Source organism: Rhodococcus sp. NCIMB 12038 (assembly GCF_002165735.1).
Taxonomy (GTDB): Bacteria; Actinomycetota; Actinomycetes; order Mycobacteriales; family Mycobacteriaceae; genus Rhodococcus_F.
This window is the reverse complement of the sequence record NZ_NHML01000006.1, coordinates 137,623-155,972: the sequence shown is the minus strand read 5'-3', so window position 1 is coordinate 155,972 and position 18,350 is coordinate 137,623. Positions and strand designations below refer to the sequence as shown.

The 18,350-nt window shown below is 69.5% G+C and carries 16 protein-coding genes and 1 pseudogene; 9 read left to right on the top strand and 8 right to left on the bottom strand.

Going from position 1 to position 18,350, the window contains the following annotated elements; translation table 11 throughout:
- The first annotated feature begins 5 nt into the window (after window positions 1-5).
- The 4 genes from CA951_RS10960 to CA951_RS10945 all read left to right on the top strand — a co-directional run bounded on the left by CA951_RS10960 (window position 6) and on the right by CA951_RS10945 (window position 4,446).
- On the top strand, window positions 6-1,763 hold the full coding sequence (locus tag CA951_RS10960) for a cation acetate symporter (protein ID WP_087556873.1): 1,758 nt from the start codon (window positions 6-8) through the stop codon (window positions 1,761-1,763).
- A gap of 184 nt (window positions 1,764-1,947) precedes the next feature.
- A complete protein-coding gene (locus CA951_RS10955) occupies window positions 1,948-2,310 on the top strand; it encodes a DUF485 domain-containing protein (RefSeq protein WP_087556872.1) in 363 nt (120 codons plus the stop codon).
- A complete protein-coding gene (locus CA951_RS10950; RefSeq protein ID WP_087556871.1) occupies window positions 2,307-3,941 on the top strand; it encodes a cation acetate symporter in 1,635 nt (544 codons plus the stop codon). The genes CA951_RS10955 and CA951_RS10950 overlap by 4 nt, the downstream gene beginning before the upstream one ends.
- 73 nt (window positions 3,942-4,014) lie before the next feature.
- Window positions 4,015-4,446, top strand: a complete 432-nt coding sequence (locus tag CA951_RS10945; RefSeq protein ID WP_087556870.1) for an SRPBCC family protein — start codon at window positions 4,015-4,017, stop codon at window positions 4,444-4,446.
- On the opposite strand, the gene CA951_RS10940 is transcribed toward CA951_RS10945, so the two are convergent.
- Entirely contained in the window at window positions 4,447-5,361 is a 915-nt protein-coding gene (locus CA951_RS10940; RefSeq protein ID WP_087556869.1) for a transporter substrate-binding domain-containing protein, read from the bottom strand.
- Window positions 5,362-5,425: 64 nt separating this feature from the next.
- On the opposite strand from CA951_RS10940, the gene CA951_RS10935 reads away from it, so the two are divergent.
- Window positions 5,426-7,723, top strand: coding sequence for an ATP-dependent DNA ligase (locus tag CA951_RS10935; protein WP_087556868.1), 2,298 nt, complete (start codon window positions 5,426-5,428; stop codon window positions 7,721-7,723).
- Here the strand turns inward: CA951_RS10935 and CA951_RS10930 are convergent.
- Together CA951_RS10930 and CA951_RS10925 are read right to left on the bottom strand one after the other, a co-directional pair.
- Window positions 7,720-7,989: a hypothetical protein gene (locus CA951_RS10930; RefSeq protein ID WP_087556867.1), complete on the bottom strand. Its 270-nt coding sequence runs from the start codon at window positions 7,987-7,989 to the stop codon at window positions 7,720-7,722. The genes CA951_RS10935 and CA951_RS10930 overlap by 4 nt on opposite strands.
- A 21-nt stretch (window positions 7,990-8,010) precedes the next feature.
- Window positions 8,011-8,694, bottom strand: a complete 684-nt coding sequence (locus tag CA951_RS10925; RefSeq protein ID WP_256973474.1) for a hypothetical protein — start codon at window positions 8,692-8,694, stop codon at window positions 8,011-8,013.
- Window positions 8,695-8,832: 138 nt separating this feature from the next.
- On the opposite strand from CA951_RS10925, the gene CA951_RS10920 reads away from it, so the two are divergent.
- From CA951_RS10920 to CA951_RS10910, 3 genes and pseudogenes are all read left to right on the top strand, one after another.
- Window positions 8,833-9,519 (top strand): response regulator transcription factor, encoded by a 687-nt coding sequence (locus CA951_RS10920; protein WP_087556866.1) that lies wholly within the window; start codon window positions 8,833-8,835, stop codon window positions 9,517-9,519.
- Window positions 9,520-9,542: 23 nt separating this feature from the next.
- Window positions 9,543-10,516 (top strand): annotated as a pseudogene (locus CA951_RS10915) (ATP-binding protein).
- Window positions 10,517-10,594: 78 nt separating this feature from the next.
- Complete coding sequence (locus tag CA951_RS10910; RefSeq protein ID WP_087556865.1) at window positions 10,595-11,935, top strand: DUF4153 domain-containing protein; 1,341 nt, start codon at window positions 10,595-10,597, stop codon at window positions 11,933-11,935.
- A 107-nt stretch (window positions 11,936-12,042) separates the two neighbouring features.
- Here CA951_RS10910 and CA951_RS10905 read toward each other — a convergent pair whose 3' ends face one another.
- Both CA951_RS10905 and CA951_RS10900 read right to left on the bottom strand, forming a co-directional pair.
- Window positions 12,043-12,849, bottom strand: a complete 807-nt coding sequence (locus CA951_RS10905) for an ABC transporter ATP-binding protein (RefSeq protein WP_087556864.1) — start codon at window positions 12,847-12,849, stop codon at window positions 12,043-12,045.
- Window positions 12,846-13,538 (bottom strand): FadR/GntR family transcriptional regulator, encoded by a 693-nt coding sequence (locus CA951_RS10900; protein ID WP_087556863.1) that lies wholly within the window; start codon window positions 13,536-13,538, stop codon window positions 12,846-12,848. The genes CA951_RS10905 and CA951_RS10900 overlap by 4 nt, the downstream gene beginning before the upstream one ends.
- Window positions 13,539-13,633: 95 nt before the next feature.
- Here CA951_RS10900 and CA951_RS10895 point away from each other — a divergent pair, with 95 nt between their 5' ends.
- On the top strand, window positions 13,634-14,095 hold the full coding sequence (locus tag CA951_RS10895) for a PPOX class F420-dependent oxidoreductase (protein ID WP_087556862.1): 462 nt from the start codon (window positions 13,634-13,636) through the stop codon (window positions 14,093-14,095).
- A gap of 12 nt (window positions 14,096-14,107) precedes the next feature.
- On the opposite strand, the gene CA951_RS10890 is transcribed toward CA951_RS10895, so the two are convergent.
- From CA951_RS10890 to CA951_RS10880, 3 genes are read right to left on the bottom strand one after another with little or no spacing between them, the layout of a single operon-like run.
- Window positions 14,108-15,250 (bottom strand): CaiB/BaiF CoA-transferase family protein, encoded by a 1,143-nt coding sequence (locus CA951_RS10890; RefSeq protein ID WP_087556861.1) that lies wholly within the window; start codon window positions 15,248-15,250, stop codon window positions 14,108-14,110.
- A complete protein-coding gene (locus CA951_RS10885; RefSeq protein ID WP_087557027.1) occupies window positions 15,247-17,460 on the bottom strand; it encodes an acyl-CoA dehydrogenase in 2,214 nt (737 codons plus the stop codon). The genes CA951_RS10890 and CA951_RS10885 overlap by 4 nt, the downstream gene beginning before the upstream one ends.
- An 11-nt stretch (window positions 17,461-17,471) precedes the next feature.
- Entirely contained in the window at window positions 17,472-18,341 is an 870-nt protein-coding gene (locus CA951_RS10880; RefSeq protein WP_087556860.1) for an SDR family oxidoreductase, read from the bottom strand.
- Window positions 18,342-18,350 lie beyond the last annotated feature (9 nt).

The following is an 18,350-nucleotide window of genomic DNA, read 5'->3' as shown; positions in this document are numbered from 1 at the left end:
GTCCCGTGCCCACCGACCAACCCATTCCCTGGCTGACCCTGGCAGGTCTCGCGGCCGCCGCGGTCGCGACGGTGGCCATCGGCATCTACGGAGTGCGGTTGGCGCGCACCACCTCCGACTTCCTCGTCGCGTCCCGCAGCGTCGGACCGCGGTGGAACGCCGCCGCCATCTCCGGCGAGTACCTGTCCGCCGCATCCTTTCTCGGCGTCGCGGGCCTGATCGCGAAATACGGCGCGGACGCCCTCTGGTACCCGATCGGGTTCACCGCCGGCTACCTCGGTCTGCTGCTGTTCGTCGCCGCACCGCTGCGACGGTCCGGCGCCTACACGGTGCCCGACTTCGCCGAGTTCCGGCTCGGCTCCCGCCGGCTCCGCACCCTGTCGATGCTCGTCGTCGCCGCCGTCTGCGCCCTGTACCTCGTCCCGCAATTCCAGGGCGCAGGACTGACCCTGAACATCCTGCTCGGTGTGCCCAGCTGGGTCGGGGCCGTCGTCGTCGGGGTCATCGTCATCGCCAACGTCGTCGGCGGCGGCATGCGGTCCATCACGTTCGTCCAGGCGTTCCAGTACTGGCTGAAACTCACCGCGGTCGCGATCCCGGCGCTGGTGCTGTCGGTGTACTTCTTCAACGATCACCACGAACTGGGCGCCGCCGCACCGCCCACGGTCGGCGAGCAGACCACCGTCGACATCACCACCGACGTCGTCGTGCAGGTGTCCGAACCGGTGACGGTCGGCGGGTCGGGGACCATCGACGGCGTCGAGGCGACCGGTGACGTCCGGCTCGAACCGGGCGAACACCACCTCGGTGAGGGCACGACGATGACCCTCGAAGCCGGGGCGCCCGTCCCCGTGGTCGCGGGCGCACCCGCCGACAACTCCGACTGGATCGCCCCCGGCTGGGGATTCGGCGGCGAACACCCCATGTACCAGGTGTACTCGCTGATCCTCGCCACCTTCCTCGGCACCCTCGGACTGCCGCACGTGCTGGTCCGGTTCTACACCAACCCCGACGGGCGGGCCGCCCGGCTGACGTCGCTGGCCGTGGTCGGGTTACTCGGCGTCTTCTACCTGTTCCCGACGCTGCTCGGGGTGTTCGCGCGGCTGTACGTGCCGCAACTGCTCATCACCGGCACGTCCGACGCCGCGGTCCTGCTGTTGCCCGGCTCCGTCTTCTCCGGGTGGGCCGGGCAACTCCTCGCCGCGCTGGTGGCGTCCGGGGCGATCGCCGCGTTCCTGTCCACATCGTCCGGCCTGCTCGTCAGCATCGCGGGGGTACTCAGCACCGACGTGCTGCGCGGCCGGATCCGGGACTTCCGGATCGCCGCCGTCCTCGCCGGGGCGGTGCCGCTCGCGCTGTCGCTGGCGGTGACGTCGCTGGACCTGTCGCGCACGGTGGGGCTGGTGTTCGCGGTCGCGGCGTCGACCCTCTGCCCGCTGCTCGTCCTCGGCATCTGGTGGCGTGGACTCACCGCCGTCGGGGCCGGTGCCGGGATGGTGACGGGCGGGCTCGTCGCCGGGTGCGCGGCCGGGGTGTCGGTGTTCGGCGGCCTCACCGTCGACGTCTGGAACGGCTGGCCCGCGGCGATGGTCGCCTACCCGGCGGCCGTCAGCGTCCCACTGGCCTTCGTCACGATGGTGCTGGTCAGCAAGGCGACGAAGCGCCACATACCCGTCGACCTCAGCCGGATCTTCACCCGCATGCATGCCCCCGAGCGGCTCGATGTGGGCTCCGACCGCGAGGGGGAGCTCCGCTCCCCGTGAGCCTTTTTGGTAGCTCGAACAACCAGAAAGGCGCACGGGTGGCGGAGCCGCTCGTCGCGGTCGGGTGACCGTTCGCCGCACAGTCCGGCAGCTCGCCGTGTGACAGCCGCCACAGCCTGTTTCTGTGACTCACCTCTCACTAACGTCGGCACTCAGTTCACTTCACACGACCAAGGAGTCTGCAGTGACCACAGCCGACCTCAGTGAGGGCGCACCGCAGAAGCGGCGCACCCCTGATGCGCAAGCCTTCGTAGACATGCAGGCGAGCCCGGAGTTCCAGGAGTTGCGACACCGCCTGCGCAGTTTCGTCTTCCCGATGACGGCATTCTTCCTCGCCTGGTACGCGGCCTACGTCCTGCTCGCCACGTACGCCCCCGAATTCATGGCCACCAAGGTGATCGGCAACGTCAACCTGGGCATCATCCTCGGACTCGGCCAGTTCGTGACCACGTTCGTGATCACCGCGCTGTACGTCAAGTTCGCCAACCGGGAACTCGATCCCCGCTCCGCCGCGATCCGCGAAGAGCTGGAAGGACCGCTCCAGTGATCACCACACTCGCCGCAGCCACCGACGTCGGCAACCCGCTCCTCAACATCGCCATCTTCGTGGCGTTCGTCGTGATCACGATGACCATCGTGATCCGCGCGAGCCGCACCACCAAGAAGGCCTCGGACTTCTACACCGGCGGCGGCCAGTTCTCCGGACCGCAGAACGGTTTCGCCATCGCAGGCGACTACCTGTCGGCGGCGTCGTTCCTCGGCATCGCCGGCGCCATCGCGGTGTACGGCTACGACGGCTTCCTGTACTCCGTCGGCTTCCTCGTCGCCTGGCTGGTGGCGCTGCTGCTGGTCGCGGAACTGCTGCGCAACACCGGCCGGTTCACGATGGCGGACGTGCTGAGCTTCCGGCTCAAGCAGCGTCCGGTGCGGATGGCGGCGGCGCTGTCCACGCTGGTGGTCTCGCTGTTCTATCTGCTCGCGCAGATGGCGGGCGCAGGCGGGCTCGTCGCGCTGCTGCTGAACATCGACGGCAAGGTCGGTCAGGCAATCGTCGTCGCGGTCGTCGGTGTGCTGATGATCGTCTACGTGCTGGTCGGCGGCATGAAGGGCACCACCTACGTGCAGATGGTCAAGGCCGTGCTGCTGGTCGCGGGCGCAGGCATCATGTTCTTCCTCGTCCTGTTCGCGGTGCGCGGCAACTTCTCCCAGCTGCTCGCGGACGCGCAGGCGACGGTCGCCGGCTCCACGAACGAGGCGATCGCGGGTCGCGACATCCTCGCCCCCGGCGCCAAGTACGGCATCAGCGCGATGAGCAAGCTCGACTTCATCTCGCTCGGCATCGCACTGGTCCTCGGCACCGCAGGCCTGCCGCACGTGCTCATGCGGTTCTACACCGTCCCCACCGCCAAGGAGGCCCGCCGCTCGGTGACCTGGGCGATCGGACTGATCGGCGCGTTCTACCTGTTCACGCTCGTCCTCGGCTACGGCGCCGCCAAGATGGTCGGCCCCGACGTCATCCTCGCCGCACCCGGCAAGGAGAACGCGGCGGCACCGCTGCTCGCATTCGAACTGGGCGGCACCATCTTCCTCGCCATCATCTCCGCGGTGGCATTCGCGACCATCCTCGCCGTGGTGGCGGGGCTGGCCATCACGGCGTCGGCGTCGTTCGCTCACGACATCTACGCCAGCGTCATCAAGCGCGGGAATGCGTCGGAGGAGTCCCAGGTGCGGGTCTCCCGGATCACGGTCGTCGTGATCGGTCTCGTGTCGATCGTCCTCGGCATCCTCGCCATGGGCCAGAACATCGCGTTCCTGGTGGCGCTGGCCTTCGCGGTGGCCGCCTCGGCCAACCTGCCGACGTTGCTGTACTCGCTGTTCTGGAAGAAGTTCAACACCACCGGCGCCCTGTTCAGCATCTACGGTGGCCTCATCAGCTGCCTCCTGCTGATCGTGTTCTCCCCGGCCGTGTCCGGTAAGCCGTCGTCGATGTTCCCGACCGCCGACTTCGACTTCTTCCCGCTCGCCAACCCGGGCATCGTCTCCATCCCGCTGGCGTTCGTGCTTGGCATCGTCGGCACCTACCTCGGTCGCGGCAAGGCGGAGGATCCCGCCAAGCAGGCCGAGATGGAGGTCCGCTCGCTCACCGGTGTCGGTGTGGAGAAGGCCGTCTCGCACTAATGGCCTCCGGCCCCGTGAGTACTTGTCAACCGCCCGCGGTTAACAAGTACTCACGGGCCGTTAGGCTGCCCCAATGGCGAAACTCACGGTCAAGACCGATGTTCCCCTCAGCCCCCAGGACACCTGGGACAAGGCCTCGAATCTGCGGGACTTCGACAAATGGTTCGTGGTTCACGACGGCTGGCGGGGCGAACTGCCCGAGACTCTCACTGCCGGAACCGAGCTCAGTTCCGTCGTCACGGTGAAGGGCCTCCGGAACCGCGTGAAGTGGACGATCAAGGAGTACGACGCCCCGAACCGCATCGTCCTCAAGGGCGACGGCAAGGGTGGAGTGAAGCTCGGACTGGTGCTCGACGTCAAGGCGAAGGGCGACGCCTCCGAGGTGGTGTTCACCATCGAACTGGGTGGCGCACCCCTGTTCGGGCCCATCGGGTCGGGTGTCGCGAAGGCGCTGAAGGGCGACATCGAGAAGTCCCTGCAGACGTTCGTCGAGCTGTATTCGTAATCAATCGAGGACGTGCGCGCCGCCGGTGTCGGTGATCCACTCGGCGGCAAGGGCGTCCAGCGTTCCGTCGGCGTAGAGGGAATCGACGGCCGCGGACACGCACGCGGTGAGCGGGCTGTTCTTCTCCAGCACGAGACCGAAGAATTCGGTGACGGCGTTCGGGCGCGGGAACTGCCCGACGAGGACGCTGTCCTTGACCTCGTTGGCGGTGATCTGAAACCCGGTCGGGATGTCCACCACCAGCGCGTCGATATCGCCCGCGGCCAGGGCGGCCTTGGCGTCGTCGGTGGTGGCGAAACTGACCGGTGCCTGACGGGGTTGCACGGTCTGCGCGATGGCGTCGAAACTCGTGGACCCCACCTGCGCCCCGAGGCGGAACGGCGCGAGGTCGGCCAGCGACTTGGCTCTCGCGGCGGGTGAGTTCTTCAGCGCCAGCACCGACTGCGTGACGGCGTAATACGGCGAACTGAAATCGACCGTCTCACGGCGGGTGTCGACGATCGTGAACTGGTCGATGGCGAAGTCGAAATCCTTCTCGCCGGCCGCCAGCGCGGCGTTGAAGTCGACGGTCTCGAAGTGCACCTGGTCCGGGCTGTATCCCAGCTTCTCGACCACTTCCCGCGCCACGGCGCCCTCGTAGCCCTTGCCGTTGGACGGGTCGCCGTCGACGAACCACGGCCGGTACGACGGGCTGTCGGTGGCGATGGTGATCACGCCGTCCTGCGCGGTGACGCCGCTGCCGGGGGCGCAGTCGCCGACCGCCCGGGTGGATGGAAGTTTGGTGAACGCTTCGGGAATCGTCGACGCCTCGGCCTGCGTGTCGACCTGGGGCGTGGTGTCGGTGGAGCAGGATCCGGCGAGCAATGTCAGTGCAGCGGATATCGCGGCGACGGCTGTCTTGGGTCCTCGGTGCACCCCGTCATCTTGCCTGGCGGGTAGCGATCCGGCCAGCGAAGCGGCCGCGCGGCGCACAATATGTATGTATTGGCGGAGGGAGGTGCGCGTGGCCACAGCGGGAACTCGGCAGCTGACGATCGACGGGCATCGCCTGTCCCTGACCAACCTCGGCAAGGTCCTCTACCCGGAGTCGGGTACAACGAAGGGCGAGGTGATCGACTACTACGCGCGGATCGCGCCGGCGATGCTTCCGCACGTCGTGGACCGTCCCGCCACCCGCAAACGCTGGCCCAACGGGGTGGACAGCGAGCCGTTCTTCGAGAAGAACCTCGCGGCCTCCGCACCGGGATGGCTGGAGCGCCGCTCACTGGAGCACTCGGATCGGTCCGTGCACTACCCGCTGCTGAACTCGGTCGCGGCCCTCGTGTGGGCGGGACAGCAGGCCGCACTCGAACTGCACGTGCCGCAGTGGCGGTTCGACGGCTCACATCGGGGTCCGGCGACCCGCATCGTCTTCGACCTCGACCCCGGACCCGGTGTGGGTCTCGCCGAATGCGCGGAGGTGGCACGGGCCGTGCGCGACCTGGTCGCGAACCTCGGCTGGACCGCGTACCCGGTTACCAGCGGCAGCAAGGGTATTCACCTGTACGTGCCGCTCGACCGGAAGCTGGACGGTTCGGGGGCGTCGACCGTCGCGAAGCAGGTGGCGACGGGACTGGAGAAACTGCGCCCCGACCTCGTCACCGCGACCATGGCCAAGGCGGTGCGCGCGGGGAAGGTGTTCGTCGACTGGAGCCAGAACAATCCGTCCAAGACCACCATCGCCCCATACTCGTTGCGCGGGCGCTCCCAGCCGTACGTCGCGGCGCCGCGCAGCTGGGACGAACTCGACGACCCCGACCTACGACAGTTGCGGTTCGAGGAAGTGCTCGAACGGTGGGAGTCGGACGGCGATCTGCTCGCCGGACTCGATCCGCCGCTCGAGGACGACGCCGCCCTCGCCGAGTACCGCCGCAAGCGTGATCCCGGACGGACACCGGAGCCGATGCCGCACACGGTGCAGCCGGGGGACGGCAACAGCTTCGTCATCCAGGAACATCACGCCCGGCGCCTCCACTACGACCTGCGGCTCGAACGGGACGGCGTCCTCGTGTCGTGGGCGGTGCCGAAGAACGTGCCGACGACGACGGGAGAGAATCGCCTGGCCGTGCACACGGAGGATCATCCGCTCGAATACCTCACGTTCTCCGGGAGCATCCCGAAGGGCGAGTACGGGGGCGGCCAGATGACCATCTGGGATACGGGCACGTACGACACCGAGAAGTGGCGGGACGACGAGGTGATCGTCCAGTTGCACGGTGAGCAGGTGGAGGGCCGGTTCGCGCTGATCCGCACGAAGGGCGACCAGTGGCTGATGCACCTGATGAAGGACCAGTCCCCGGGCGGGTCGCGGTCGTCGGAACTGCCGCGCGGGTTGTCGCCGATGCTCGCGAGCCCCGGCACCCTCGACGGCCTCGACGCCGACGAGTGGGCGTTCGAAGGGAAGTGGGACGGCATCAGGGTGATCGCGGAGATCAGTGGCGGCGAGCTGAAGATGACGAGCCGCGCGGGCAACGACAAGACCCAGGATTACGCGCAATTGGGTTGGCTGGCAGATTCTCTCGAAGACCACGAAGTGGTACTCGACGGCGAAGTGGTCGCGTTCGACGAGCGGGGTGTCGCGAACTTCGGCCTGCTGCAGCAGGGCAACGAGCCGCATTTCCTCGCGTTCGACGTGCTGTACCTCGACGGAGTGTCGTTGCTGCGCAAGAAGTACACCGACCGGCGCCGCGTCCTCGAGGCGCTTGCGGCCAAGGTGGACGGCCTGGACGTGCCGCCGCAACTGCACGGGTCCGCGCAGGAGGCCCTGGACGAGAGCCGCGGCAAGGGGTGGGAAGGTGTGGTGGCCAAACGCCGCGAATCCGTGTACCTGCCGGGCAAGCGGGGGTCGAGCTGGATCAAGGTGAAGAACTGGCGCACACAGGAAGCCGTGATCGGCGGGTGGCGCCGCGGTCAGGGCGGGCGGTCCAGCGGAATCGGTTCGGTGCTGCTCGGCGTCCCCGAGGACGACGGGCTGCGCTACATCGGACGCGTCGGAACCGGGTTCACCGAACGGGATCTGCAGGAACTCGCCTCCACTCTGGGCCCGCTCGAGACCGACACCAGCCCGTTCGTCGAAGACCTGCCCACCGCCGACCGCAAGGGTGCCGTGTGGGTGACCCCCACCCTGGTCGCGGAGGTGCGGTTCATGGATTGGACGGGCTCGCGAAGACTGCGGCACCCCAGCTGGCGTGGGCTCAGGGACGACAAGTCACCCGAAGACGTCGAGGTGGAGTCCTAGTACCGCCAGGGGGCCGGGTCGAAGGGGTTCACCGCCGCGGTGTCGAATGATCCGGGCGATTCCTGCGTCGGGGTGTTCAGTGCCGGGGGAGTGAAGACCGGGAGGGGTGTGGACTCCGTGTCCACATCACGCTGCTGTTCGGTGACACTCACGTCGGCGACCGGAGGCGCAGTTCCGCCGGCCACGGCGATCCCGGCCGCGCCGGCGACGGAGAGGACGAACGCCGCGCCGGCGCCGATCACGATGCGGGTCTTGATGGGGGACATGGTGTGAACAACCTCCGGTGATCAGGGACTGACGACGGTTCCGCCGCCGACCGGGCCGACTCCGCCGGGTGCCTGCGGGACCACGGGCGGGGCGGGCTTCGGGCCGCCGCCGACGGGGAACGGATTGGTTTCGGGATCGAGCACGCCCGGTTCGACCTGGCCCGGGCCGTCGAACGGACCCTTCGGCGGGAGAACGGGGTCCACCACGGGCGGATCGGCGACGACCGGCGAATCTTCTACGACGGGAGGATCGGCGACGACGGGCGGCTGGGCGACCGGCTCCTGATAGATGGGCGGTGCCGGCGGCACGACCTCCGGTCCCGGTGCGGCCGCTTCGGTCTCGGCCGAGTAGCCGGGGTACACGGGGTTCCCGGGTTCGACAGGATTGACGGGTTCGACAGGATTGACCGGTTCGACGGGGTTCCAGGGTTCCACCGGGTTCACGGATTCCACCGAATGGCCGGGGTCGGCGACGACGATCCGGCCCGGAGGCGTCGCGAGCGCCGGCGCCGGTTGCTGCGAGATGCTCCTTTCCTGGCTCGGGGTGGGAGCCCCCTCGGTGTGTACACCGGCAAGAACGATCGCTGCGGCTCCGGCGAGGGAGAACGTGAGGGCGGCGGTTGCGCCGATCGCGATGCGGGTTGCGGTGTGGACGATGGGGTGCCTCCGGTGCGTTTGTCTTTCCCAGCTGGGCTGATAGACCAACCTTGCGCCGCGGCCGAGGCTTTCGACAGGGACCCCAGGGTGTGTATCCACCACCCCGCGGGGATTCGCCGGCAAACCTGCACAGAATCTTCACAGGCTCTGCCCGGGATCCGCACGTGTGCGCAATACAGTCGGGGAATGAGCCGGCGAAGAGTGCTCGTCGTCGACGACGAGGCGACGATCTGCGAGGCGGTCGCGGCGCGGTTGCGTGCGGAGGGCTTCGACGTCGTGACGGCGTCGGACGGTCCTGCGGCGGTCGCGGTGTGCGAGGCCTCGTCGCCCGACGTGCTGGTGCTGGACGTGATGCTCCCAGGCTTCGACGGTCTCGAGGTCTGCAGGCGCGTCCAGGCGTCGCGGCCGGTTCCGGTGCTGATGCTCACCGCGCGTGCCGACGAAACGGACATGCTGATCGGTCTCGGCGTCGGCGCCGACGACTATCTGAGCAAACCGTTCAGCATGCGGGTGCTGGTGGCGCGGGTGCACGCGCTGCTGAGACGGACCGATCGCGCCCACGAGGCCGCGCCTGCCGAGCCGGGCGGACTGGCGGTCGGCGACCTCGAGGTGGACCTCGTCGAGCGTCGCGTCCGGCGCGGAGCCGACGAAATTCATCTGACACGAACCGAATTCGACCTGCTCGCGTACTTCGCTTCCCGGCCGCGGGCGGCGATTGCCCGGGAATCGCTTCTCGCGGAGGTGTGGGGGTGGGGCGACGGGGCGGGTAGCCGGACCGTCGACAGTCACGTGAAGGCGCTGCGCCGAAAACTCGGCGGCAACCTGATCCGCACCGTGCACGGAGTCGGCTACGCATTGGACGTGCAGCGGTGACCGCGGGCCGGATCCTGGACAGGATGCCCCGACCTTTCGATCCGCTGCGATCGTTCAAGGTGAAGACCGGTCTTCTCGTCGTGGCCGCGCTGTTCTTCGCGTCGCTGATGTTCTGGGTGACCGCCCGGTGGCCGTTCCGGTACGCGCTCGTCCTGGCGTTGCTGGTGTCGCTGGCCGTGACGCAGATCCTCGCGCACGGCATGACGTCCCCGCTGCGGTCGATGACGGCCGCCGCCCGTGCGATGGCGACCGGCGACTATTCGCGCCGCGTGCGGTCGACGTCGCGCGACGAGATCGGGGAACTGGCCCGCGCGTTCAACCAGATGGCGGAGGATCTCGAGGCCGCGGACCGGTATCGCCGCGAACTGATCGGCAACGTCTCGCACGAACTGCGCACCCCGATCTCCGCCCTGCAGGCACTGCTCGAGAATGTCGTCGACGGGGTGGAGGCACCCGACCCGACCCGGCCCGGATGCGGGTGGCGCTCGATCAGACCGAGCGACTCGGCCGCCTCGTCGCCGAATTGCTGGACCTGTCGAGGGTGGAAGGCGGTGCGGTGCAACTCGAGCGGGAGATTTTTCCGGTCCGCGAGTTCCTCGACGACGTGGTCCGGCAGTCGGAGGACCCCCGGCGGGTGACTGTCGACGTTCAGCCGCTGCACCTGCGCGCAGACGCCGACACCGCGCGACTGCACCAGGTGGTGGCGAACCTGGTGGACAACGCGTTCCGGCACGGCCCCGCCTGCACCGAGGTGGTGGTCCGTGCCCGGCCGGACGCCGGCGGCGTGGTCCTCGAGGTGGAGGACGACGGCCCTGGTATCGCACCCGGTGAGCGGTCCCGGGTGTTCGAGCGGTTCACCCGCGGCGGCTCGACCGACGGCGGGACGGGTCTCGGCCTCGCCATCGCCCGCTGGGCGGTGGATCTCCACGACGGCCACATCGAGGTTCTCGACACGGCCGAGGGCTGCTGCATCCGGGTGAGTCTGCCCGCCGCCTGACCACAGCTTCACAGCCGGGACACGACGTCCCGCGATGACGCCTGCCCTCATCCGGCAGCGACAATCAGGGAGGGAACCATGACCATCGCACCCCCACAACCCGCAGCGCCCACCCGACGCGACTTCTGGCCGAGACAGGCCTGGCGCCGCGATCGGACGTCGATGGCGCCGCGCCCGATCGTTCTCGCGGCAGTGGCGGCGGGCGTCGTCGCGGCCCTGACCCTGCAGGTCACGGTGGTCGGTCTCGGCTACGTCCTGACCTGCGCCGCGGTGGCCGCCGCCGTGTTCGCGACCCGCAGAACACTGCCGACGGCCACGCAGGCCGCTGCGATCTTCGGCGCCCTCGCCCTGCTGGCCGTGCTCAGTGTGCGCGGTGCCGGGTGGCTCGCGGCGTTCTGTGTGGCGCTGAGTTGGGTGGTGGGATCGTTCGCCCTCGTCGGCGGACGCACGTGGACGGGGCTGGCCGTCGGGTCGTTCGCGTTGTGGTTCACCCCGTTGCGGGTGGTGCGGTGGACGCGCCGGGGCGCGCGACGGTGGCACGCGACCGGGACGGTGCCGGTGGGCCGGGTGTTCGGTGTCGCCGCCGTGACCGTCGTGCTGCTGCTGGTGTTCGGTTCGCTGTTCGCCGGCGCGGACGCGGGGTTCGCCGCACTGCTCGGCCGTGCCGCACCGACTGTCCACGTGCCGAATCCGTTCGGGCGGTTCGTGATCGGCGTCCTGGTGTGCGGCGGGACTTTGGGAGCCGCGTACTTGCTGCGGCGAACACCCCGCGTCGATGCGCTCGCCCCGCGGCCGGGACGCCCGGTTGCCCGGTGGGAGTGGGCGATTCCGCTGGCCCTGCTGGATCTGCTGTTCCTCGGATTCGTCGCGGTGCAGCTGACGGTGCTGTTCGGCGGGAACACGCACGTGCTGACCACGGCCGACCTGACGTACGCCGAGTACGCGCGACAGGGTTTCTGGCAGTTGCTGGCGGTGACCGCGCTGACACTGCTGGTGATCGCGGTCGCGGTGTGGAAGGCGTCGCGGGTGGAGGTCGCGGACCGGGTACTCGTGCGGGTACTGCTCGGACTGCTCTGCGGGTTGTCGCTCGTCGTCGTGGCGTCGGCGATCCACCGGATGTCGTTGTACGAGAGCCAGTACGGGTACACGCGGCTGCGGGTGACGGTTCTGGTCACCGAGCTGTGGCTGGGCCTGGTGTTCGTGCTGCTGATCGCGGCGGGCGTGCGGTTGTCAGGGCGGTGGCTGCCGCGCGCCGTCCTGGCCTCCGCGGTGGGCGGGGTGCTGCTGGTCGCCGCGATCGACCCGGACGCGTACGTGGCCAGGAAGAACGTGGAGCGGTTCGGCGACACTGGGCGAATCGACGTGAGCTACCGCGCGAAGGAACTGCTGGCGGCGCATCCCGTCGGCTCGTGCGAGTAGCCGGAACCGCGCGCTGTTTGCAGACCGATTCGCTGGAATCACGCGCAATTGCGCGGGAATCTGACCAAAACCCGCGCGGCTGTGGCGAATGACGGCCCGCAGCCGGGCTATCCGACCGGCTCGGGGACCCGCGTCTGCGCGACCCACCGGCCGCGTTGACGGTGGATCTCGATGGGGTGGTCGAAGCATTCGCTGATGGTGGCGGTGGTGAGGACGTCCGCGACGTCACCCTGTGCGATCACCTGGCCTTCCCGGATGAGGACGGCGTGGGTCGTGGTGGTGGGGATTTCCTCGAGGTGGTGGGTGACGAGGATGCTGGCGAGGCTGGGGTAGCTTTCGCGCAGTTCGTCGAGTGCGGTGAGGAGTTGTTCGCGCGCCGCGAGATCGAGTCCGGTGGCGGGCTCGTCGAGCAGGAGGAGTTGCGGTTCCGCCATCAGGGCCCGCGCGATGAGGGCGCGGCCACGCTCACCCTGGGACAGGTTGGGCCACAGGGCGTCCGCGTGCTTCTGCATGCCGAGGGAGGCGACCAGTTCGTCGGCGCGGGCGATTTGCTCCGCGGACGGCGACCATCGCGGCGGGAAATCGGGTGTGTTGGTGAGGCCGGTGAGCACGACGTCGCGCACTGTCAGCGGCGCGTCGATCCGGTACCGCGGGTTCACGTGCCCGATGTGGGCGCGCAATTCGCGCATGTCGACCCGGCCCAGCTGATGGCCGAGGACGCGGACGGTGCCGCGCGTCGGGTGCGCGACTGCGCCGAGCATGCTAAGCATCGTGCTCTTGCCTGCGCCGTTCGCGCCGAGCAGCACCCAGTGCTGTCCGCGTTCGATGCGGAGGCTGATGTCGCTGAGCAGATACCGTCCGCTCCGCACGAGGTCGACGTGTTCGATGCTGACGACCGAATCGGGGGTGGTCACTGATTTCCGCCTTTCCGCAGAATCGACATGGTCGGGTCGAGGTTGGCGGCGGTGGCGGCGACGGCCGCCTTGGCGTCGCCGGATTCCAGTGCGCACACCAGATCGTCGTGGGCGCAGCTGGTGTCGGGCCTGCCGGGTTCGTGGTCGACGAGTTCGGCCAGAGCGTCGACGAGGAGCGGCCGGATCGAATCGAACAGGGCGGACAGGATCGAGTTGCCTGCGATCTCCAGGATCGCGGCGTGGAAGTCGAGGTCGGCCGCGACGAAGACGGCGGTCGACGCGGTGGTGCTGTCGTGCCGGGTGGTCAGCTGTTCGCGCAGTCGCCGGAGGTCCTCGGGGCGCGCGCGTTCCGCGGCGAGCCGGGCGGCCTCGATCTCGAGGGCGCGTCGCACCTCGTACACCTCGAGCAGGCGGGCGCGGCGCAGCAGCTTCCCGAGTCCCGCACCGCTCGTGGGGGGTTGCGCGACGAACGTGCCGACGCCGTGCCGCACGTCGAGCAGGCCGTCGCGGGCGAGCAGCCGAACGGCCTCGCGGACGGAGGACCGGCCGACGCCGAGTTCGCTGGCCAGTTCGGCCTCGCTGGGGATGCGGGTGCCGAGCGTCCACTCGCCGTCCCGGATCCGGGCGGTGAGGAGTTCCTCGAGCTGGGGGACCAGCGGTCCGCTGCGGAGGGTGGGACGTCCGGCCATGGGGCGACGCTAGCACAGTCCTCAGACGTCTGAGGACTGACCCGGGGCCTAAGGTGAGTCCGGGAAGAACCACCGCAGCAGAGGAGAGGTGCACCATGGCCGTCGCCACCGCAGACCGTGTCACGAGGGAAGAGTTGCTCGACTTCGTCCGCCCGCGCCATCGCAGCGTGCTGATCACCCGGAAACGTTCCGGCGGCCTGCAGATCTCCCCGGTCACGTCGGGACTCGACTCGGAGGGCCGGATCGTCGTCGCCACCTACCCGCAGCGCGCCAAGGCCGCGAACGTGCGGCACGACCCCGCCGTGAGCGTGTGCGTGTTGTCCGACGAGTTCAACGGCGCCTACGTGCAGATCGACGGCACGGCCGAGGTGCTGGACCTGCCCGACGCGCTCGAGCCGCTGGTGGAGTACTTCCGCGGCATCTCCGGCGAGCATCCGGACTGGGACGAGTACCGGGACGCCATGCGGAAGCAGAACAAGAGCCTGATCCGGATCACCATCGACGAGTGGGGACCCATCGCGACCGGTGGCTTCCCGCCGGGCACCGATCGCGGATAGGTCCCCCGTCACCTACTCGACGGCGCCCGCCGAGCGCAGTTGCTCGATGGCCGCCGCGTCGTAGCCGGCCCGCGCGAGGATCGCGTCCGTGTCCTGCCCCGGCCTCGGGGCAGGACGGGGTACGGGCGCCGGGGTGCGGCTGAAGCGCGGCGCCGGTGCGGGCTGGCGGATGCCACCCACCTCGACGAACGTCTCCCGCTCCTTGTTGTGGGGATGCTCGTGCGCCTCCCACGGCGAGAGGACGGGCGACACGCACGCGTCGGAATCGGCGAACAATGCCGCCCATTCGTCCCGCGGGCGGGTCGCGAACACGTCCGCGAGCCGCGCCTTCAGTTCCGGCGCCGAATCGAGGTCGTACTGCAACGGCAGATCCTCACCCGACAGCCCGAGCACGTCGAGGAGTTCGCCATAGAAGTGCGGTTCGACGCACCCGACCGCCACGTGCAGGCCGTCGGCGCACTCGTAGGTGTCGTAGAACGCGGCGGCCCCGTCGAGGACGTTCTGCCCGCGCCCCTCCTGCCACAGTCCGGCGGCGTTCATGCCGTGGACGAACGCCGTCAGCAGCGCCGCGCCGTCGACCATGGACGCGTCCACCACCTGACCGCGGCCCGACCGCGTGCGCTCGTGCAGCGCGGCCAGGATTCCCATCGTCAACATCAGACCGCCACCGCCGAAGTCGCCCAACAGGTTCAGCGGTGGTACCGGCCGCTCGCCGGCGCGCCCGATGGGGTCGAGCGCGCCTGCGAGCGCGATGTAGTTGATGTCGTGCCCGGCCCGCGGTGCGAGGGGTCCGTCCTGACCCCAGCCCGTCATCCGCCCGTAGACCAGGGCAGGGTTGCGGGCCAGGCAGTCGTCGGGACCGATGCCCAGGCGTTCCGCGACGCCGGGCCGGAAACCCTCGACCAGGATGTCGGCCTCTTCGACGAGTCGCAGAACCGCCTCCAGTCCCTCCGGGGTGCGCAGGTTCACCGCGATCGACCGTCGCCCGCGGTCGAGCACGCCCGACGGCGCCATCAACCCGGTGCCGCCGTCGCCGGCCCGCTCCACCCGGATCACGTCCGCACCGAGATCGGCGAGGATCATGCACCCGAACGGCGCGGGCGCGAGACTCGCGATCTCGACGACGGTCAGCCCGCTCAGCGGCCCGCCGGTCACGACACCCCCTGCGCGTCGCGGGGCAGTCCGAGCATGCGTTCGCCGATCACGTTGAGCTGCACCTCGGTGGTGCCGCCGTAGATGGTGGTGGCGCGGCCGGCGATCAACTGCTCCATCGCCTTGTCGCTCGGCTCGCCCGGAATGCTCACGGCGCCCGCCGCCCCCAGTTCGGCGACGACGAATTCCGCGATCGACTGTCCGAGCCCCATGCCGAGCAGCTTGCCGACGCTCGACGTGGTGCTCACGTCGGTCCCCGACAGTTGTTTGAGCACGATGCGGGAGCCGATCAGGTCGACGGCCTGGCTCTCGGCGACCAGTTCGCCGACGCGGAACCGGCCCAGCGGGCCGAGGTCCCGGCCGCGGGCGAACTGCAGCAGATCCTTGTCGGTGGCGTAGGCCTCCATCTTCTGGCTCAGCGCCACGCGCTCGCCCGCGAGGGTCGTGCGCGCAACGTTCCAGCCGTCGTTCACGGTCCCGACCACGTTCTCGTCGGGGATGAACACGTCGTCGAGGAAGACCTCGTTGAACAGGGCCGACCCGGTCATCTCGCGCAGCGGCCGGACGGTCACGCCCGGCGTCGACATGTCCAGCACGAAGTACGTGATGCCCTCGTGTTTCGGCTTGGCCGGGTCGGTGCGGGCGATCAGCATGGCCCAGTCGGAGAACTGCGCGACCGTGGTCCAGATCTTCTGCCCGGTCACCTTCCAGCCGCCGTCGACCTTCTCGGCCTTCGTCGTCAGCGACGCGAGGTCGGAACCGGCCCCCGGCTCGCTGAACAGCTGGCACCACACCAGGTCTCCGCGCAGCGTGGGGACGGCGAGATCCCGTTTCTGCGCGTCGGTGCCGTGGGCGACGACGGCCTGCACCGCCCAACCGCCCATCAGCAGCTGCGGCATCGGGATGCCCGCCGTCTTGATCTCCTGGGCGATGACGATCTGCTCGAGCGGGGATGCGCTGCGCCCGTAGGGCTTCGGCAGGTGCGGCTGCACCCAGCCGCCGTCGCCGAGCGCGATCAACTGGTCGTCCTCGTCGAGGCCGACCAGCGGGGCGAGTGCCGCCTGCACCTCGGCGCGGATCGACTCGGCCTCGTCCGGCAGTTCCAGTTCGGACGTGCGGGCGGTGCCTGCGAGCGACTGGTCGGCGACGCGTCCCGCCCGCTCCTCGCGGGTGCCGAGGAGCCCCCGGATCGCCAGTGCGCGGCGGTAGTACAGGTGCGCGTCGTGCTCCCAGGTGAATCCGATGCCGCCGTGGACCTGGATGCAGTCCTGCGCGCACTGCACCGCGGCATCCGGGACGACGACGGCCGCGATGTCCGCGGCGAAATCGGCGGTGTCGTCGCTGTTGTCGAGGGCGGACGCGGCGTCCCACAGCACCGCGCGCGCCTTCTCCAGGGCGATGCCCATGTGCGCGCACTTGTGCTTGACGCCCTGGAACTGGCCGATCGGACGTCCGAACTGCACCCGGGTCTTCGCGTACTCGGACGCGGTGGACACGCACCAGGACATCACGCCGATCGCCTCCGCGCCGAGAATGACGGTGGCCACGGACCGGACGCGCTGCTCGGTGAGCCCGTCGAGGATCCGGTCGGCGCCCACCCGGACGTTCTCGACGGTGATCCGTGCCGAACCACGGAGCACGTCGATGCTGTCCTGCACCGTGACGGTGACGTCCGCGGAATCGACGACGGCCCAGCGGACGTCGGCGCCGACGGTGATGGGGAGCAGTACGGTGTCGGCGTGTTCGCCGCCGAGGACGGCGTCCGCGACACCGGTGACGCGGTACCCGCCGTCGTGCGCCGACGCGTCGAGCGGGCGGCCCAGCGCAACTGCGGCGGTGCGTGATCCGTCGAGGAGACCGGGGAGCAGTTCGATGCCGACCTTGGAATCCGCGGCCGCCACGAGGGCGGCGGACAACGCGGTCGGGACGAAGGGGCCCGGGGCGGCGGTGCGTCCGAGCGCCTCGAGCGCCACCGCCAGCGTGAGGAGCCCGGCGCCGTGACCGCCCTTGTCCTCGGGGACGTGCAGCCCCAGCAGGTCCTGGCCGACGAGCGCCTCCCAGAACGGCGGGAACTTGTCCTCGCTCTTGGACTCGACCGCGGACCGGACGTGCTCCGGGGTGATGGTGCGTTCGGCGAAGGAGCGGACCGAGTCGGCGAGGGCCCGGTGCTCCTCGGTCAGGCCGAGCCCGAGCTCGTACGTGTTCTTGGCCATGTCGGAGCCCTTCAGCCGAGCCGGTCGGCGAGGTCGGCGACGGTCCACGGGCCGTCGCTCTCGATGGTCGTGACGTCGTGCCAGCCGGCGAGTTCGGAGATGGCCCCGCCCTGCACGGCGAACACCTTGCCGGTGATCTTGCAGTTCGCGTCGGCGAGACGGGCGACGAGCGGGGAGATGTTGGCGGGGCTGAACGCGTCGAACTCGCCCTCCGGCACCTCCTCGGCGAACAGCGCGCCCATTCCGGGGGTGGCCAGCGTGAGCCGGGTGCGAGCGATCGGGGCGATCGCGTTGACCCGGACGCCGTAGCGTTCGAGTTCGTCCGCGGCGACCAGGGTGAGTGCGGCGATCCCGGCCTTCGCGGCGCCGTAGTTGCCCTGACCGGCGTTGGGCATGAACGTGCCCGACGCCGACGCGGTGTTGATCACGGACGCGTTCACGGTCTCGCCGGCCTTGGTCCGCGCCTTCCAGTACGCGGCCGCGTGGTGCAGGGTGGCCGCGTGACCCTTGAGGTGCACGGCGATGACGGCGTCCCACTGGCTTTCGGACATGCCCGCGATGAACGAGTCCCGCAGGATGCCCGCGTTGTTGACGAGGACGTCGAGCCGGCCGAATTCGCTCACCGCCTGACCCACGAGTGCTTCGGCGCCGTCCCAGGACGCGACGTTGTCGGTGTTCGCGACCGCTCTGCCGCCCGCGGCGACGATCTCGTCGACCACCTGCTGCGCCGGGCCGGCGTCCGCACCGGTGCCGTCGTTGGCGCCGCCCAGGTCGTTGACGACCACCGCAGCACCCTCACGTGCGAAGAGCAGTGCGTGCTCCCGGCCGATTCCGCGTCCGGCGCCGGTGACGACGGCTACCCGTCCCTCGAGTGTTCCCATGTGCGTGCT

Coding starts and splice junctions, on each gene's coding strand:
- CA951_RS10945 (WP_087556870.1), top strand. CDS start 4,015: ATGGCGAAACTCACGGTCAAGACCGATGTTCCCCTCAGCCCCCAGGAC.
- CA951_RS10935 (WP_087556868.1), top strand. CDS start 5,426: ATGTATTGGCGGAGGGAGGTGCGCGTGGCCACAGCGGGAACTCGGCAG.
- CA951_RS10930 (WP_087556867.1), bottom strand. CDS start 7,989: ATGTCCCCCATCAAGACCCGCATCGTGATCGGCGCCGGCGCGGCGTTC.
- CA951_RS10920 (WP_087556866.1), top strand. CDS start 8,833: ATGAGCCGGCGAAGAGTGCTCGTCGTCGACGACGAGGCGACGATCTGC.
- CA951_RS10910 (WP_087556865.1), top strand. CDS start 10,595: ATGACCATCGCACCCCCACAACCCGCAGCGCCCACCCGACGCGACTTC.
- CA951_RS10900 (WP_087556863.1), bottom strand. CDS start 13,538: ATGGCCGGACGTCCCACCCTCCGCAGCGGACCGCTGGTCCCCCAGCTC.
- CA951_RS10895 (WP_087556862.1), top strand. CDS start 13,634: ATGGCCGTCGCCACCGCAGACCGTGTCACGAGGGAAGAGTTGCTCGAC.
- CA951_RS10885 (WP_087557027.1), bottom strand. CDS start 17,460: ATGGCCAAGAACACGTACGAGCTCGGGCTCGGCCTGACCGAGGAGCAC.
- CA951_RS10880 (WP_087556860.1), bottom strand. CDS start 18,341: ATGGGAACACTCGAGGGACGGGTAGCCGTCGTCACCGGCGCCGGACGC.